A 17,576-nucleotide genomic window follows, 5' to 3' on the forward strand; every position below is an offset into this window, starting at 1 on the left:
TCTTTTATCCTTTTGCCATGTCTGATATTTTTCGTAAATTTGCATGTATTTTTGGAACAAACAATATATCTATATAATGAAGATTTCATACAAATGGCTTAAGGAATACGTTGACTTCAGCCTGACACCAGAGGAAACAGCAGTTGCGCTGACCTCGACAGGTTTGGAAGTAGGCGCACTGGACGAAGTTGAAACGATACGAGGCGGACTGAAAGGCCTGTATGTCGGCAAGGTGCTGACATGTGAGGCTCATCCGAACTCAGACCATCTTCACGTAACAACTGTTGACTTTGGCAAGGGAGAGCCACAGCAGATCGTGTGTGGCGCACCGAATGTGGCAGCAGGGCAGAAGGTGGTTGTTGCTGATTTGGGTTGTGTGCTCTATGATGGCGATAAGGAATTTAAAATCAAGAAAAGCAAGCTGCGTGGTGTGGAAAGTCTTGGTATGATTTGTGCCGAGGATGAGATTGGTGTTGGTACTGCCCATGATGGTATCATTGTGTTGCCAGAGGATGCACCTGTCGGTCAGCCAGCATCAGAGTATTATCACTTGGACAGTGACTGGCTGATTGAAATTGACATCACAGCTAACCGTGCCGATGCGTTGAGTCATTATGGTGTGGCACGTGACCTCTATGCCTGGTTGAAACAGAACGGTTACAAGACTTCGCTTCACCGTCCTTCTTGCGATGCTTTCAAGGTTGATAATCATGATCTTCCTATTGATGTGACCATTGAGAATACTGATGCTTGCCGTCGTTACGCCTGTCTGAGCATAACGGATTGTGAGGTGAAGGAAAGTCCGCAGTGGTTGAAAGACAAGCTGAATGTCATCGGCTTGCGCCCAATCAATAATATTGTAGACATTACCAATTATATCATGATGGCATACGGTCAGCCTATGCACTGTTTTGATGCAGACATGGTTAAGGGCAATCATATCATCGTTAAGGACAAGAACGAGGGTAAGAAATTCGTTGCTTTGGATGGTGAAGAACATATACTTGGCGAACATGACCTTGCAATCTGCAACGAGGAAGCCCCTATGTGTATTGCCGGTGTCTTCGGAGGAAAGGGTAGTGGAACTTATGAAACTACAAGAAACGTGGTCTTGGAGAGTGCTTATTTCCATCCAACATGGATTCGTAAGAGTGCCCGTCGTCATGGTCTTTCTACTGATTCCAGCTTCCGATTCGAGCGTGGTATTGACCCGAACGGAACCGTTTATGCACTGAAGCAGGCTGCAATTCTTTGTAAGGAACTGGCAGGTGGCAAGGTAAGTATGGAGATTCGTGATGAGTATCCTAAGAAGATGGAAGACTTCCCAGTACGTCTGAACTATGAATATTGCGACCGCCTCATTGGCAAGAAACTTGGCAATGAAACAATCAAGAGTATTGTTGAAAGTCTTGAAATGAAGGTGCAGAAGGAAGATGCTGAGGGGCTTGACCTCTTAGTTCCTCCTTATCGTGTTGACGTACAGCGTCCTTGTGATGTTGTTGAAGACATCCTTCGTATCTACGGATACAATAATGTGGAGATTCCTACAGAACTGAAGTCTTCATTGACAATAGCAGAAGATGCCGACAGGAACTATCATCGTGAGAACATCATCGGTGAGCAGTTGGTAGGTGCAGGCTTCTCTGAGATTATGAACAACTCTCTCACTAAGAGTTCTTACTATGAGGAGACAGCTCTCAATGCCTATCCTTGGGAGAATACAGTGAAGGTTATGAACCCGCTTTCTGCTGATTTGGGGGTGATGCGCCAGACCCTTCTCTTCGGTGGATTGGAGAGTATTGTACGCAATGTAAACCGTAAGGCACAGAACCTTCGCTTCTTTGAGGTTGGTAATATCTATAGGTATAACAAGGAACTATGGACAGAAGAAAGCCCTATCAATGCTTATGCACAGGGCTATCACATGGCTCTCTGGGTAACTGGTAAGCGTGTACAGGGTTCATGGGCGCATCCTGATGAGGACAGTACATTCTATGAACTGAAGGCATACGTTGAGAACATTCTCCGTCGCATTGGTATTCCTCAGGGCTTGCTTCACAGCTGTAAGTCTGATAACAATATCTTTGACAAAGCAATTGCATTGAAGAAGCCTGTAGCAAAGATGGTCAGGGAGAGAGGTGAAGTAGTGGTCGAGATGGGTATTCTCAGCCATAAGCTCCTGAAGAGTTTTGGTATTGAACAGGATGTTTATTATGCCGAGTTGAATTGGGCTGGGCTGATGAATGCTGTTCGCAAGAACATACTTGAGTTCCAGGAAATATCAAAGTATCCAGCAGTAAGCCGTGACCTTGCCCTGTTGATTGACAACAATGTTGAGTTTGCACAGATTGAGGAAATTGCCCGTCAGACAGAAAAGAAACTCTTGAAGCGTGTAGAACTCTTTGATGTCTATCAGGGCAAGAATCTCCCGGAAGGCAAGAAGAGCTATGCTGTCAACTTCATTCTCCAGGATGAGACCAAGACACTCAACGACAAGGCTATTGATGCCATCATGCAGAAATTAATCAAGAATTTAACAAATAAACTCGGAGCAGAACTCCGTTAACAGACAAATCCAATGGGTAGAGCATTTGAATATCGCAAAGCAAGTAAGCTCAAGAGATGGGGGCACATGGCCCGTACGTTCACTAAGTTAGGTAAGGAAATCGCAATTGCCGTTAAGGCTGGTGGACCTGAGCCTGAGAACAACCCACGCCTTCGTGCCATTATTGCAACATGTAAGCGTGAGAACATGCCGAAGGACAATATCCAGCGTGCTATCAAGAACGCAATGGGTAAGGACCAGAGCGACTACAAGGAGGTAACATACGAGGGTTATGGTCCTCACGGAATTGCTGTGTTTGTTGATACATTGACTGATAACACCACACGTACCGTGGGTGATGTCCGTTCTGTATTCAATAAGTTCAACGGTAACCTTGGTACACAGGGGTCTCTCAGCTTCCTCTTTGACCACAAGGCAGTATTCAGCTTCAAGAAGAAGGACGGCTTGGATATGGAAGAGTTGATTCTCGACTTGATTGATTACGGAGTAGAGGATGAGTTCGACGAGGATGAAGAAGAGAACGAAATCACTATCTATGGTGAGCCAACAAGTTTTGCTGAGATTCAGAAGCACTTGGAGGACAACGGTTTTGAGATTACTTCTGCTGAGTTCACTCGTATTCCTAACGACTTGAAGGACGTTACTGCAGAGGAGCGTGAGACAATCGACAAGATGGTTGAGCGTCTGGAAGACTTCGACGACGTGCAGAATGTCTACACTAACATGAAGCCAGCAGAGGACTAATCTCGTTCTTCAGTACGCCTATATATAATAAGGTGTAATTAGTTTTAAGAACATAGAAAGAGACTATTTCAAGAATGTAGTCAGGGCTATTGGATGGAAAGCACGGTTGTGCTTCCATATAAGCCGCTACTGACAGACATGCAGATTGTGTGTCCCTACATTTTTGTAATAGTCTCTTTTTGTTTTTGTTTATTGAGGATTTTGTCTTTTTAGTTCTTGAACAAGAACGTGATAGATGTTTGTTTTGTCCTGTTTTTTTACATCCTTGTTTTTAATCTATGCTTAAAAGCATTCGAATTAAGGCTTAATAGCCGTCCAATAGATGCCCTTTTGAAGCCTAACTAACGCCCTTTTGAAGGCTAACTAAGCACCTTTTCTTGTAAGCTCTTGTAACCTATTGATTTCCTGTAAGTTGTAGGTGCATGAGAGTTAGAGTTGAAATCTGTTTTTATATGGTGAATAGAAGAATTATATGTAAAGATATTTCAGGTGTTTCAATGTTTTTTCTTACGTAGATTCTAATGATAGAAGGATGACAAAGTAAAAGGGAATTTCGTTTCTTTTGTAAAGACTTTAACAGTCAGCCTTTTCTTTCTTTTTATCCATTTAGCATATTATTTCTTGCACAAACTATTTGTTAGTGTGCAGAAAAATGTTTATCTTTGCACGCAAATTATATTTTTGTGTAATGGAATCTATAAAAAGTTTTAATGCGTGCATAGAACAGAGCATCAAAGATAACTGGGATAAAGATGCTCTGACGGATTATCTTGGTGCTACACTTCAATACCATGACGTAGCACGTAAGATAGAGAAATTACACATTCTCTTTGAGAACAGTGGCTTGAAGAAGGGTGACAAGGTTGCGCTTTGCGGTAGGAACTCCTCTTCATGGGCAGTTGTATTCTTTGCGACACTCGCTTATGGAGCTGTAGCAGTACCTGTCCAGCATGAGTTCAAGCCAGAACAGATATATAATATTGTCAATCATTCAGAAGCAAGGCTTCTCTTTGTAGGCGACGTTGTTGCTACAACTATCGACGGGGAACAGATGCCCCAGCTTGAAGGAATCGTCTATTTGCCTGATTTCTCATTGCTCCTTTCGCGTTCAGAGTCTTTGACGCATGCTCGTGAAAACTTGAACGCACTCTTTGGAAAGAAATATCCAAAGTTCTTCCGTTCAGAGGATGTAAACTATTTCAAGGATGAGGCTGACGACCTTGCATTGATTAATTACACCAGTGGAACGACAGGTTTTTCAAAGGGAGTAATGCTGAGTTACCGTTCTCTACGTAGCAACTTAGGATGGGCAGAAGCCGATTTGAAGCCACATATCAAACCAGACAGCAAAGTTCTTTGTATGCTTCCGATGGCACACATGTATGGTATGATTTGCGAGTTTGTCTGTCAGTTCAGCTTTGGTAGTCATCTTTATTTCCTTACCCGTCTGCCAAGTCCTTCTCTTATAGCTCAGGCTTGTGCAGACATTCATCCTGCCATCGTCGTGGCTGTGCCCATGGTTGTGGAGAAGATTATCCGCAAGAATGTCTTTCCTAAGGTTCAGAGTACGGCAACCCGTATGTTGTTGAAGATGCCCGTTGTCAGCAAGAAGGTGAAGCAGAACATCCGTTCCGTTGTCATGGAGGTCTTTGGAGGGAATGCTTACGAGATTATTACAGGTGGTGCTGCCCTTAACAAGGAAATCGAGGACTTCCTGACAAGTATTGACTTCCCTGTTACCAGCGGATATGGTGCTACGGAATGCGGTCCGATGATTACTTATAGTGATTATAAGGACTTTGTGCCCGGTTCCTGTGGTACGGCCGTTGTAAGCATGGAGGTAAGGATTATCAGTCCTGATCCTGCAAACGTTCCAGGTGAGGTAATCACTAAAGGCGAGAATGTAATGCTTGGGTATTACAAGAATGAAGAAGCCAGCAAAGCCGTTCTTGACGATGATGGATGGTATCATACGGGGGATCTTGGAACGATGAGTGAGGATGGTCATTTGTTTATTCGTGGTCGTATAAAGAACATGCTTTTAGGTTCAAATGGTCAGAATGTTTATCCAGAAGAGATAGAAGATAAGCTGAACTCTATGACGATGGTCAGTGAGTGTATTGTCATTCAGCGTGATGACAAGCTGGTCGGGTTGGTTTATCCGGATATGGATGAAGCTAAGGAATTGGGCTTCTCTCCGTCGGATTTGCAGGATGTCATGGAACAGAACCGTATGGAACTGAATGGTATGCTTCCGTCTTTCTGTCATCTTTCCGCCATTGAATTGCGTGATGAGGAGTTTGTAAAGACACCGAAGAAGAGCATTAAACGTTATCTTTACCAGGAGAAGTAAGGCTGTGGTTCATAAGTTACAGCTATCCAGACGGTATTTTATCAATCCGCTATCTGTTACGATAACTGACACAGTACTCACTTACTGCACATAAAAGGATATGGGAGAGGATAAATGCTTATCAACAAGCAGTAAATAAGCCAGCAGTTGTGAAATATAATTTCTAAGTAGTGTGGTTGCTTAGGCTCTTTGAAACGATATTTTTACGTCTTTCCCATATTATTATTTCCATCAGTTCTGATACTTTCATTAGTATTGACTGTTTCCAATAAGATTGTCAGAAGTTTCTGAAAGTCGTTTTTTTGATGTACTTTTGTAGAACTTTTATGTCATTCCTTGCCTCTTGATGGCATGGAAGTCGGAGAATAGAGCTTATTAATTTATAAAGACAGTAGAATAATGAACGAACAAATACATGAACAACTAAAGGAGATAAAACGGTCTTTCCGTCTGCTGATGAATGGCGTGGCATCACATTCCATGCGTCAGAAGGGCGTTTCGTACAAGATAAACTGGGGTGTTCCTATTCCTGATTTGCAAAAGATGGCGGCAGAATACGGCAAGAACTATGAACTCGCCATAGAACTTTGGAAAGAAGATATACGTGAATGTCAGGTGCTTGCAACGCTTATTATGCCTGCAGAGCGGATGGATGAAGACCTCGTTGAGGTATGGATGGAGCGCCTCCGCACGCAGGAAATGGCAGAGCTGTTAGCCTTCCACCTGCTTCAGTATCTTGATTTTGCGCCTGCCCTGGCATATAAATGGATAGCATCCGACTGCAATATGTATCAGCTTTGCGGCTATCAGCTGCTTGCCCGTCTGTTTGCCCGTGGTATGGAACCCAATGAGCGAGGTATCAATGAGTTCCTTGATCAGGTTCATGTCACGTTGGCAGGGGAGAGTCTCCCGTTAAGGCACGCAGCTTATAACTGCGTTCTCAGCTTCTGTGACTTAGGTGCTGACTTTGATGTCATTGCGCAGAAAGCACTTGCAGACCTCAATATTCTTTAAGGTGTGCAAAGAACAAGCCGGTAGATTTTTCAATCTACCGGCTTGTTCTTTATCTGTCAGCTGCCAATTATTGTCGACAGTGTTCGATTTAATTTTCTGGTCTTTTGTCTGATTTGCAGTTACTTAATCAAGATTAATCTTCTTTGATACAATCAGTGCTTCTGCAATTACGGCTGCTACGATTGTTACGATACCGAATGTAAACATAATGTTATCCTTTCTTCTTTTGTGCTGAACCCCATTGGTTCTGCGGTTATTACTTATTTTTCTATGGAAATTCTATGCAAAGGTACAAAAGTTATATGTGACTGCCAATCTTTTTCATTGCATCTATTGTAATACAAGTGCATATTTGATATAGGTCAAAAGCATTGATGATAATCAAAAAGCAACTGTATTCAGTATAAAAAATACGTATAAATGTGTTACAATTGATTGGAAGAATGTATCTTTGCACACGATTTCGTATTTAAGATAACAGTACAATTATGGAAAGACTGATTATAAAAAACCAGGAGTTTGACAGCTGCATGGATGCTCGTTTCCTTGAGATTCAGAATGCTCGTCGTGAGGCTTTGGCGCGTAAGGCTAAGAAGCACTAAAAGAACGAATCGCCTTCATAAGTATTCTGACAGTTATTCTGCCGCTTTGAAGATGCGTACTACAAATTAGAATGAGACAAGATTAACAGGACAAGAAGAAGACCCAGCCGACTGAAATCGGTGGGTCTTCTTCTTGTTTAGTGCTGTCTAAGAGAGAATGGGAGAGTATGCAATTTAAGTTTTACCAGACGATAAAATTTCTTATTATAGGCTGATTTTAAAGGTTCAATGCTGAAAGGTTCATTTGATGAATGCGATCAGCTCTTTATGTATTCTTGCTTTTTGCGGCATTCTTTGCTTTCTTTTTCAGTCGTATAGCCTGCTATGCGCCTTTATGAAAAAAGTAAAAACGGCTCGGTTGCAAGGCAAAAAATCATCAAAGGTGGTTTTTAGAATCTGCCTATACTATATTTTTAACGTTTGACTATAATGCGGATATGCTTGTTTAGAAGTCTTCTTCTTCTCCAACTTCATCTGCCTGCATCTCCAGTTCTTCTGGGTTGGTGTCGAAAGTGGTACGATAGCTTTCTTCAGTGAGCTTATCTTCGTCGAAGTCGTCATCGTCTTCTTCGTCCGTGTTCTTTGTCTCCTCAGGCATGTCCTCGTCATCATCATCAAGGTTGACCAGTACGTTTTCTTCTTCAGCCATTTCATCAGGCATCGGGAATTTAGTATGGCTTACGCTTGCCATAGGCTTCTCCTTGGCAAAGATAGCTTCAGTCCATGAGCCCTTGGAAATCTCAAGTACTTCAAATCCGTCTGCTACCTTCTTTTCATAAAGACCACCTGGCTTTTTCAGTCGTGCCGTAGGTAGGGTGGTTGTGCTTATGTCAAATCCACTCAGTATAATATCCTGTACGCTCTGTGGAAGGCTTTCCCAGCCCCCGCCGAAGTTGCGTTCAAGTACCTCTATCAGCTTCTGAGCCGACACATGATGGATGTTCTCCCATGTGAGGTCGGTTACTCGTTGGATAGGTTTCTTCTTCAAAGCCCACTTCACAGTAGTACCTTCATCGAGTCTTACCTGCCCAACCTGGCATCCCCGTGCTTCGTATTTCTTGATAACCTCGGGTTTGTCAATATTGACTTCCTCAATGGTAAAGGCACTCTTGATAACGTCAATGTAGTGACGCTCGTTATCCCTTAGATCAGCGTCACGCTCAGCTTGTGCCCAAAGGCGGAAGACATCGTTCTCCTGAATGTCCCAGACATTACTCTTTGTTAGATTCTTTAACGATAATGCTTGTCCTTGTCGCTTCATATAATATGTAATTTTTCAATTTGCTTTTTGGTATAACCGTATGTAGGGGGTGTGCCCTCAGAATTGCTGCAAAAGTATATACTTAAACGTAAATCTCCAAACTTTTTTGCTTAAAAGTTATCGTAATGGCGCAAAACTGTGCAATTTAAAATTGCATTTTACTTAGATGGGGCACGCAGTTCCTTATCTCTATGGGTAATGCTGTAGTTTTACAGTCTTTTTGGGTGATAGACAACTTTACTATGCAAGCCCGTGTGTTGGCTGGTTTTCGTTGGTCGAAGATGAAGTTTCCTATGCCATAATAGATAGGTTTTCCCCGATAAGTCTCAATGGTCTGGAGTGTGTGGCTGTGGTGTCCGATGATAGCATCAGCTCCAGCATCAATCAGTCTGCGTGCATCCTCACGCTGCTGTGGGGTGGCTTTGAGATGATGTTCCCATCCCCAATGCAGCAGAATGAGAATATAACAACGGGCATCTGCTGCCCGTAGGCGTGTAACACGCACCGTCAGACTATCAATATTCTCCTGATTGACACAAGGTTTCTTTGGCAGATAGGGAAAGTTCTCTAACGGTAATCGTAGTGAAGGAATCAGCCAGATATGTCGAGGAGTGGTGGAAATAAGTATGGGCTCGGCAGCTTCCTCCATGTTCCTGCCAGCTCCGACAGGTATCATACCTGCTTTTTTCACCTGCTCCTGCGTGTCTAAAAGTCCACTTCTTCCTTGGTCTATGCTATGGTTGTTGGCTAAGTTAAGGTGAGTGATTCCATGACGCCGTAATGTCGGTAACCATTCGGGTTCACCTCTGAAGATGAAACGTTTGAACACACGCTCCCTGATTTTGGTCACAGGGCACTCTAAATTGGCTATGACAAAGTCAGAAGAAAGGAACACTGAATCAATAGCAGATGTGAAAAGACTATCCACTCCCGCCATATCAATCTTCTGTCTTACCCCTCTGTCAAGCAGAAGGTCACCCGTGACAACAATATGCAGAGTATCATCTGCCACTTTGGAAACAGTGATCTGCTTTCCAGTACAGTCAACTCCTATCCCGCTGAAGGATAGTAGGATAGGAGTTGAAAGGCATAGGATGGCTTTAACAGCCCGAGCTATAGAATGTTTCTTCATCATCAGCATTCATTCCCTTAACAGGAGCTGTAATTTCTTGCATCCATGATGGCGTTCCGCCAGTTGGTGTTTTTTTAAGTTCCTCTTGCCATTCTTCATCCGTCATACGTGGGTCAGAAGTCACTCGAGTGAACTCACGATAAGAGAAAACAGAGCCACGTGTAAGATACAAGGAACCTTCAATTTCCACGACTACGTATATTTCGTAGGCAGGACCAACACCTTCGTAAAGTACACACATATCTTTTGTAGCCACGTTTTCGCCAGTAGCTGTGAATACATCAGCAACAACTGCAACCTTCTTATCAGTGCTAACCACATCTGACCAGCCCTGCAACATCTGGTTGTCTTCGCTGACTAGTTCCAAAGAAATGTTCTCTACGGTTGAACCGATATTCTCTATATCGAAATACTCTTGTTCGCTATTTTTTTCTCCAGCCAGTTCTTTCTTGCTGATATCTCGGCAGAATTCAGCCATATCCTTTATGCGTTCATATACATTCTTAGCCTTTTCAGTCTGTAAGCCGTATGTGGTAAGGACTTTATCCATCCTTGTTACAAGTGCAATAGCTTTTTCCCAGAACTTTACGTTAGGCTCGACATAACCTTTCACAACAGGTGCTTCCGGACCTCCGGAACCACACTCTGCCAGCATAGGCTGCTTGGCATAGAGGATGGCATCGTGCTTCAGCTCTGCCCAGGATGCAAGTGCAGTATTCAGATTTTTCTTCTGCCACTGTGGTGTTTGCATGAAATAAGGCATTGTCTCTGAAGTTTCATCCAGTGTCTGGAGTGAATACATCCATTGATTAGCCATACAGGCATCCCACTGTGTGTCAGCTGTTTTCTTGCGAGCATCGGCTAATGCCTTTGGGAAATCCGACCACTTCTGTGCTTCCTTCAGCTCGTCCATGAGGATGCGCTCTGCACCCTGCAGCCCCATTACAGCCATCCAGTCGAGTCCCTTCGGGCATGGGCGGAGAGAAACTGGACTATCCTGGTCAGTAGTTGCAATCAATGCCTCTGCATCAGGTTGATAACGCTGTGGCATGATGTCTACGACATATTTGGTCCCATGTGTTTTCTTCAGTTCGATACGCATCTGTTTCTTTGCCATCTTCTCGATGTCCTCTGTCAGTTTAGCCATGTCTTTTTTTGAAGACAGCAGCTTCTCTATAGGTAAGTCCATCTCCTTGATGCGTTCTGCAACCTGTAAGAGGGTAACGTTGTCAGGTGTTCCCATAAGGTAAGTGATAGGTTCGTTTACCTTATTATATATAGTCCTCAGCTTCGGCTGCTGGTTGAAGACATTGGCAATAAGTGCTATCTGTTTCATTTTAGCTGGCTTATCCGTGCCGAAGTGGGCTGTCTGTAACCACATCATACCACGGAAATAGCGACCGCAGACTTTAGAACGGGTGTAATGACCACGTGGACGGAAGAGCGAATAACCAAACATCTCTACTGGAAAAGAATACTCAAGCATCTCAGAATAACCATTCTCAGCTTCAAAAGCCTTAGCGATCTCTTCCATTACCATCTTTTTGTATGCTTCAGGAACATTCAGTGCAGCGGTTGAAGCAGGTGCTTTGTCATGACTGAAGAGCCACGAAGCCACAGCAAACCATGCCTGATCATATTCAGCAGCAGCCTTCACTTCTGCATTCTGGCTGCTTACAAGTGTTTTCATTTCTGCTCCCATTTGGGAAGAGAAGACTATCATCAGGGAATCCAGATGCTTTTCCTCCACATCACGCAGTACGCAATCAAAATACAGATGGAAAAGTTGCAGGAAGAGATCGGTCGTAACAAAATTTGGAAAATCAGCATAATCATTCTTTTCATATACGTGGAAAAGCTGGTTATGCTCTGCTGGAACAATGGCAAAACCATACTGTCCCAACATACTATGTAGTTTCGGGTCAAATTCTGTCAGCTGGAACGGGTTAATCAGATTATCCATGTTGACCAGTTTCTTGCTGTCCTTTGGCTTGAAGTTCAGTTTCCGCAATTCAGCTTCCCTTGTACGGATGCGTTCTGCAAAGGCAAGTTGTTCTTTTGTATAGCGTGGTGAAATGGTCCTGCCAGCCTTTTCTTCTTTTTCCCAATGCTTCCAAAGTGCATCATTATACCACGTTGTCGTGCTGTACATTGCACGCAGTATGGCATCCTTGAAGGCATATCCCTGCTGGGCAGCAAAAGCATTCCGCAGTGCACGCAGTTCAGCGAGATTGAGTTGGGAAATATCCATCCGTGTGTCAATCTTTCCCTTCAGCTTCTCCACATTGATTTTTCCGGTACCGGGGAGGATAAGTGGTGTCTTCTTTTCTTTAGTTCGATCAATATAAGCATCACCTGTGTAGTCGTCAGTTTTGTCGTTTTGTGCCCACACGGTGGGGACGAAGAGCAGAAGTAACAGTATAACAGCCATACTTCTCAGGGTCTCTTCTCGCAATAGATTGTGATAGGAAATGTGTTTCATTTTGTCTGTTCTTTTAATGTAATAATTTTTTTCATTCGTCAGAAGTAAATCGTTCAGTGGCTTCTTCATAGCTGACAGCCTTGGTAAGATATCGTACGAAAGAAAGTCCGAAGTCATCCCAGACGTAGTCAGCCACGACATATTTCTCGTCAGTTGTTGCTTGCAGCGTGCGGACATAGGGTTTAATAAAACGGAAGTCGCATAGGATTCCACCTACACGGGAGCCCATCCACATGGGGCGTATCTTGCCGTTCACCTGCTTGAAAATGAAGAGCCGGCGTGCAGGCTGTGGATAGAAACGGGTCGGCTTGATAACACCGACAAGTGCTTCTTCTTTCCCGTCACCGTTAACATCACCTGTTGCCAGTTGGTAGACAGGGTAGGGGAGTTTCCATTTTGCAATTGCCATCATGCCTTTTCCCTTTCTGCTGTGCCCTGTCTTTGCAGTTTCCACTTCAGTTGCAGGAATCAGGCATAGCCATGAAAGTGAATCGTTAACAGTTTCCAGCCCAAAGGTCAGGCGCTGCTGTGACATGCTCTTGCCCGCAGTGAGGACAAGGAAAAGCAGGCAGATGAGCCGCTTGTATCTATTCTTAAACATATCTGGGTACGAAGATAAGCATTTAAAAAGATAAATCAAAATTTTTAAAACAAAAAATCCTGATTCCACATGTGTGGAACCAGGACTGGCTGATAGCTCCCGAAAATCTACGCATACTTATGCGATAAACATCGGGACAAGATTGTTATCCCTTACCTTAAAAACTACCCCGTAATCCTTAGAACCGTAGTTAGCGTTAACTATCCTTGAGCGATAGACGCACAACTAAACAGCCAATATCTTGTATTTGGAAGTTTGCGTGATAATAACTTTTCTCCCTTTCATCCTTTATAAACAGTTTGATTTTATCTTATAGAATTGTCGATATTAATTCAGATTTTATCATTTGTTTTCTATATTCAGTCTGTGTTATGTTGTTGTTATCAACCTCATGATTTATATATGCAAAGGTAAGAATGAATATGCAAACAGGCAAGTTTTTTATTCAAATAAGTATTGCTTTAACATTTAATTAACGAATAGAAGGCTGAACACACATTCGTCGTGCAGTCTTCTACAGTGTGTCGGTGTCTTTAATTAGTCGAGCTTTTCTTCTTTCTTCTTGCAAGAGCATTGCAGACTATGCGATTGAAAGAGAAAGAACAAGATACCGATAAAAGCAAAGAGACACAAAGAGTAGAATGTGTCTATGACTATTTCCCCTTTATGAGGATTTTTAAGAGCATACCTATATCTTTTTTAGCGAAGAGGCTGGTCTCTTACGGAATGTCTCAGAACTGCTTTTTTGTCACACAATATGGAATTATTTACGTGAACAAAAATATTTCTTTTCATGAAGAAAAATATTTCTGTTCACGTAAATAAATATTTTTTTTCATGAAAATAATTCCTAATCTATACTTTCTTTGGATTAAAAAAGCATATAAACATGTGTGTTGAAGCATGTCAGAATCTTTTAAACTTGTGTCTGTTTTCTTGGTTTTACAATCTGATAGTGATGTAGAAGAGGGGTGGATGGTGTCTAATTTAGCAGAACTTCATCGAAAGTAAAGTGCAACTTTAATCTTGTTTTTACGTCAGTGGAAAGTGTAGTCAGGTTGAAAAACGTTATTAAGGAGGGGTATATCTCCTTAAAATTATGTATCTTTGCAGAAATGAAATTTGCAATTATTGCAGCTGGTGATGGTTTAAGACTGGCGCAGGAAGGTATTGTTGAGCCCAAACCGTTAGTAAAGGTCAGGGGAGAACGACTCATAGACAGGTTGATAAGAATTTTCATGGCAAATAATGCTACGGAGATTGTTGTTATCTGTAATGAGCACATGACTGATGTGGCAGGTCATTTGGATGACATTCAGGGTAATGGACTGAATGGTCAGCCTGTTCCGCTGCGTTTTGTGGTCCAGTCAACTCCCAGCTCTATGCACAGTTTCTATGTGTTGCGTGATTTTCTTCGGGATGAGCCGTTTGTGCTGACAACTGTTGATACAATCTTTGATGAGCGTGAGTTTCACGATTACGTCTTGTCCTTTCAAGACAGAATAGCTCATGGGGTGGAGGCATTGATGGGCGTAACCGATTATGTCGACGATGAGAAGCCACTCTATGTGGGCGTTGATGATACCCTGAGTGTCAATGGCTACTATGATGCCGCACAGGCGGATTCACGTTTTATCTCGGCAGGTATCTATGGTTTAACGCCATCAACGCTCTCAGTTCTTGAAAGTTGTGTGGAGCAAGGCGAGAGCAGGATGCGCAACTTCCAACGGGCATTGGTTGCTGCAGGCTTACAGATTGAAGCCTATCCTCTGACACAGGTGTTTGATATTGATCATGCAGAGGATATAAGGAAGGTGGAAACGCAAGTAGATTGCCCAAGCATTCTCCATTTGAAAGAGGAGAAGGCTACAACCAATTTCTGTGGCAGGTCTTATGAAGAGTATCTGCTTGTACAGCGTGCAGCATGCTATTCGCCTAATTCAGAAGATAAAGATCTGGCGGTTCTGCATGCTGTGGGACGACTTTTGGGAAACGCAAGGATTATCAGCGAGGAAGAATTGGTAGAAAGTTTCGGTTCTCATGCGGAGTCTGCTTCTTCAGACCAGTCTGGAATATTCCACGGCTACTGTCATGTTTTCTCAATGGCTCGCAGTCCCGAGGCTTTGGATTGTCTTGGACAGTTGGAGCAGAAAGGTATGCTGGTTTTGAATTCACCAGTTGGTGTGCGGGCTTGCAGACGGAGCAATATTGATAAAGTGATGAGAGAGAATCACCTGCCTGTCCCACCTGATGATGACAGCAATGGTTGTTGGGTAAAGCGGGGAGATACCACTGCACAGAGTAAGGAGGATGTGTGCTTCTGTCGGAACAAGACGGAACTGGAAAAGACAAAGGCAGACTTTGCCAGGCGTGGTATCACAGATGTTGTTGTACAGGCACATGTAAAAGGCGATGTCGTGAAATTCTATGGTGTTGAAGGCACTGGCTTTTTCCGTTATTACTATTCTGGTGATGACAGTGAAACAAAGTTCGGTGATGAACAGAAGAACGGGAAACCACGGTATTATCCGTTTTCTTCTTCCAGCTTGCAAGCTGATGCAGATACATTGGCACGTCTGCTGTATACCCCTATATATGGAGGCGATGCCATTGTGCAGGAAAATGGTGATTATGTCATCATTGATTTCAATGACTGGCCCAGTTTTTCAAGATGTAGGGACGAAGCTGTGAGGGCAATAGTGCAGGTTTTTTCTTCCTTTTCTTCCTCTCGAAGAGAGGGGCGTGTATCAGTTGAGGATGGTTGTTAGTTGGGGATTGTCCATCCCTTGCTATATTCCCGTAACTATCCATCCCCGCTCATAATGATTAAGAAACAATGACAAAAGAACAACAAAATAAAGAATCATATCTTCATCAATCAGAGGGAAATCCCCATTTGACGGAGCATTCCGTTTCTCCCTCCTTGGGTGAAGGAGAAGATGGTGGGAACAGCTTCCGCACCCTTCTCCGTGCCTCTTTCAAGTCAATGGATACCGAGGAGTGGCTTGATGTTTACTTCACCCGTTCTATTGGACTTGCCTTTGCCTTGTTGTGGCATCGGCTGGGAGTCACTCCTAATGCCATTACCATTCTGTCCATCTTCCTTGGAGTGGGTGCCGGGGTAATGTTCTTCTTCACTGATACCTTATACAATGTCTTGGGAATAATACTGTTGATGTTGGCTAATTTCTGTGATTCAACCGATGGACAGCTTGCAAGACTCACCAAGCAACAATCAATGAAAGGACGTTGTCTGGATGGATTTGCAGGTGACGTGTGGTTCTTTGCCATCTATCTGGCGATTGTCTTCCGACTCTGGAATCAGTCAATGCCCGGCACATCAGAAGTGTGGGGTTTCTGGGGATTGGCATTAGTTGCCGTTGCTGGTCTGCTGAGTCACTCTCCCCAAAGTTCATTGAGCGATTATTATCGACAGATACATCTCTATTTTTTGAAAGGCAAGGAAGGGGCAGAACTTGATTCATACGAACGGGAACACATCATTGCGGAGAGCCTGAAAGGGAAAAAAGGGGTCTTTTGGGATCGTGCTTTTCATAGTAATTATCAACGATATTGCAAGAGCCAGGAACGCAGGACTCCTATGTTCCAGAAGTTCCACGCTGCATTGATGGAGGAATATGGCAATATTGACAAGGTTTCGCAGAATATTAAAGACCGTTTTCTGTCAGGTAGCCGACCATTGATGCCTTACACGAACTTCCTGTCTTTCAACAGCCGTGCTATTCTTATCTATGTCACTTGTCTGCTGAATTGTCCGTGGGTCTATCTCTTATTTGAGATAACGATATATAATATTCTGTATGTCTATATGCATAAACGGCATGAGGATCTGTGCAGGAGTCTTACTCCGAAGTAGTCATCAGCCTGGATTCTTTCTTGCAGGAAACGCAGAGATGATTGTAGAAGGAATGCTTGGAGGACTCTGATATTGTTGCTTACAACTGCACATGACAGTCTGTCATTGGTTAAATCATTCATAATGAATAAGGAATCAAACGATATATTATCAACTTTAAAAACTGAATCTTACCCTCAGGGTGGAGAGAAGAAGGGGATTGCTCTTCTCTTTGACTTCGGCGGTACTCTCGATACTGTAGGCTGTCACTGGGGAAAGATGCTGTGGCATGCTTATGAGAGAAAAGGTGTTCCAGTAACAGAAGAGCAGTTTCGTGAAACTTATGTATATGCCGAAAGAACCTTGGGGAAGCAACCAGTCATACAGCCGCACTATACTTTCCTGTTAATGTTGATGGCAAAGTTGAGGATAGAGTTTGAATTCCTGATGTGTCGTGGCTGGCTGTCTGACGACAAGGAAATGGCTGGTAGGATGCAAACCTCTCTGGTAAATGATGTGTACGGTAAGGTGAAAGCCAATATTGAAGAGAGTCGGAAAGTACTTGTAGAGCTGAAGAAAGAGCATAAGTTGGGATTGGTAACCAACTTTTATGGCAATATGCCTGTTGTTCTTGAGGAGTTTGGCTTGTCTTCTCTCTTTGATACTGTTACGGAGAGTGCCGTTGTTGGTGTGCGAAAGCCTGATCCGCAAATATTTAAATTAGCTGTGGAGTCTTTGGGAGTAAAGGCGGAAGAGGTTGTCGTTATTGGTGACAGCTATACGAAAGACATACTTCCTGCCCATGAAACGGGCTGCCGGACGGTCTGGTTAAAGGGCGAAGGATGGACTGATGAAGACCCGTCATCCTGTGTTGCAGACCATATTATCAAAGATTTAGGCGAACTACTATCTATAATAAGACAATATACGCCATTCAATTGCGTTAAATAAATATTGCAGTAATA

Annotated in this window: 11 protein-coding genes; 7 read left to right on the forward strand and 4 right to left on the reverse strand. The window is 43.2% G+C overall.

Going from position 1 to position 17,576, the window contains the following annotated elements; translation table 11 throughout:
• Positions 1 to 76 precede the first annotated feature (76 nt).
• The 4 genes from pheT to ADJ77_RS08640 all read left to right on the forward strand — a co-directional run bounded on the left by pheT (position 77) and on the right by ADJ77_RS08640 (position 6,677).
• On the forward strand, positions 77 to 2,566 hold the full coding sequence (gene pheT / locus ADJ77_RS08625; RefSeq protein WP_025078533.1) for a phenylalanine--tRNA ligase subunit beta: 2,490 nt from the start codon (positions 77 to 79) through the stop codon (positions 2,564 to 2,566).
• Positions 2,567 to 2,578: 12 nt separating this feature from the next.
• Positions 2,579 to 3,310, forward strand: a complete 732-nt coding sequence (locus ADJ77_RS08630; RefSeq protein ID WP_050696289.1) for a YebC/PmpR family DNA-binding transcriptional regulator — start codon at positions 2,579 to 2,581, stop codon at positions 3,308 to 3,310.
• 688 nt (positions 3,311 to 3,998) lie between these two features.
• Positions 3,999 to 5,663: an AMP-binding protein gene (locus ADJ77_RS08635; protein WP_025078532.1), complete on the forward strand. Its 1,665-nt coding sequence runs from the start codon at positions 3,999 to 4,001 to the stop codon at positions 5,661 to 5,663.
• Positions 5,664 to 6,062: 399 nt separating this feature from the next.
• Entirely contained in the window at positions 6,063 to 6,677 is a 615-nt protein-coding gene (locus tag ADJ77_RS08640; protein WP_025078531.1) for a DNA alkylation repair protein, read from the forward strand.
• Between the two features lie 1,047 nt (positions 6,678 to 7,724).
• Here ADJ77_RS08640 and ADJ77_RS08650 read toward each other — a convergent pair.
• The 4 genes from ADJ77_RS08650 to ADJ77_RS08665 all read right to left on the reverse strand — a co-directional run bounded on the left by ADJ77_RS08650 (position 7,725) and on the right by ADJ77_RS08665 (position 12,755).
• Positions 7,725 to 8,540 carry a hypothetical protein gene (locus ADJ77_RS08650; protein ID WP_025078530.1) on the reverse strand — a complete coding sequence of 272 codons (816 nt, stop codon included), beginning with the start codon at positions 8,538 to 8,540 and terminating at the stop codon, positions 7,725 to 7,727.
• A gap of 145 nt (positions 8,541 to 8,685) precedes the next feature.
• A complete protein-coding gene (locus tag ADJ77_RS08655) occupies positions 8,686 to 9,675 on the reverse strand; it encodes a CapA family protein (protein WP_025078529.1) in 990 nt (329 codons plus the stop codon).
• Positions 9,641 to 12,103 (reverse strand): DUF3160 domain-containing protein, encoded by a 2,463-nt coding sequence (locus ADJ77_RS08660; protein ID WP_394330600.1) that lies wholly within the window; start codon positions 12,101 to 12,103, stop codon positions 9,641 to 9,643. Before ADJ77_RS08660 ends, ADJ77_RS08655 begins: the two co-directional genes overlap by 35 nt.
• Positions 12,104 to 12,185: 82 nt before the next feature.
• On the reverse strand, positions 12,186 to 12,755 hold the full coding sequence (locus ADJ77_RS08665; RefSeq protein WP_050696290.1) for an FG-GAP repeat protein: 570 nt from the start codon (positions 12,753 to 12,755) through the stop codon (positions 12,186 to 12,188).
• 1,115 nt (positions 12,756 to 13,870) lie between these two features.
• Here ADJ77_RS08665 and ADJ77_RS08675 point away from each other — a divergent pair.
• From ADJ77_RS08675 to ADJ77_RS08685, 3 genes are all read left to right on the forward strand, one after another.
• Entirely contained in the window at positions 13,871 to 15,523 is a 1,653-nt protein-coding gene (locus ADJ77_RS08675) for a sugar phosphate nucleotidyltransferase (RefSeq protein WP_050696291.1), read from the forward strand.
• 68 nt (positions 15,524 to 15,591) lie between these two features.
• Positions 15,592 to 16,632 carry a CDP-alcohol phosphatidyltransferase family protein gene (locus ADJ77_RS08680; RefSeq protein ID WP_025078526.1) on the forward strand — a complete coding sequence of 347 codons (1,041 nt, stop codon included), beginning with the start codon at positions 15,592 to 15,594 and terminating at the stop codon, positions 16,630 to 16,632.
• A gap of 123 nt (positions 16,633 to 16,755) precedes the next feature.
• Positions 16,756 to 17,562 carry an HAD family hydrolase gene (locus tag ADJ77_RS08685; RefSeq protein ID WP_025078525.1) on the forward strand — a complete coding sequence of 269 codons (807 nt, stop codon included), beginning with the start codon at positions 16,756 to 16,758 and terminating at the stop codon, positions 17,560 to 17,562.
• The last annotated feature ends 14 nt before the right edge of the window (positions 17,563 to 17,576 follow it).

Source organism: Prevotella fusca JCM 17724 (genome assembly GCF_001262015.1).
Taxonomy (GTDB): Bacteria; Bacteroidota; Bacteroidia; order Bacteroidales; family Bacteroidaceae; genus Prevotella; species Prevotella fusca.

Coding starts and splice junctions, on each gene's coding strand:
- ADJ77_RS08685 (WP_025078525.1), top strand. CDS start 16,756: ATGAATAAGGAATCAAACGATATATTATCAACTTTAAAAACTGAATCT.
- ADJ77_RS08655 (WP_025078529.1), bottom strand. CDS start 9,675: ATGATGAAGAAACATTCTATAGCTCGGGCTGTTAAAGCCATCCTATGC.
- ADJ77_RS08680 (WP_025078526.1), top strand. CDS start 15,592: ATGACAAAAGAACAACAAAATAAAGAATCATATCTTCATCAATCAGAG.
- ADJ77_RS08635 (WP_025078532.1), top strand. CDS start 3,999: ATGGAATCTATAAAAAGTTTTAATGCGTGCATAGAACAGAGCATCAAA.
- pheT (WP_025078533.1), top strand. CDS start 77: ATGAAGATTTCATACAAATGGCTTAAGGAATACGTTGACTTCAGCCTG.
- ADJ77_RS08630 (WP_050696289.1), top strand. CDS start 2,579: ATGGGTAGAGCATTTGAATATCGCAAAGCAAGTAAGCTCAAGAGATGG.
- ADJ77_RS08640 (WP_025078531.1), top strand. CDS start 6,063: ATGAACGAACAAATACATGAACAACTAAAGGAGATAAAACGGTCTTTC.
- ADJ77_RS08665 (WP_050696290.1), bottom strand. CDS start 12,755: ATGTTTAAGAATAGATACAAGCGGCTCATCTGCCTGCTTTTCCTTGTC.
- ADJ77_RS08660 (WP_394330600.1), bottom strand. CDS start 12,103: ATGGCTGTTATACTGTTACTTCTGCTCTTCGTCCCCACCGTGTGGGCA.
- ADJ77_RS08675 (WP_050696291.1), top strand. CDS start 13,871: ATGAAATTTGCAATTATTGCAGCTGGTGATGGTTTAAGACTGGCGCAG.
- ADJ77_RS08650 (WP_025078530.1), bottom strand. CDS start 8,540: ATGAAGCGACAAGGACAAGCATTATCGTTAAAGAATCTAACAAAGAGT.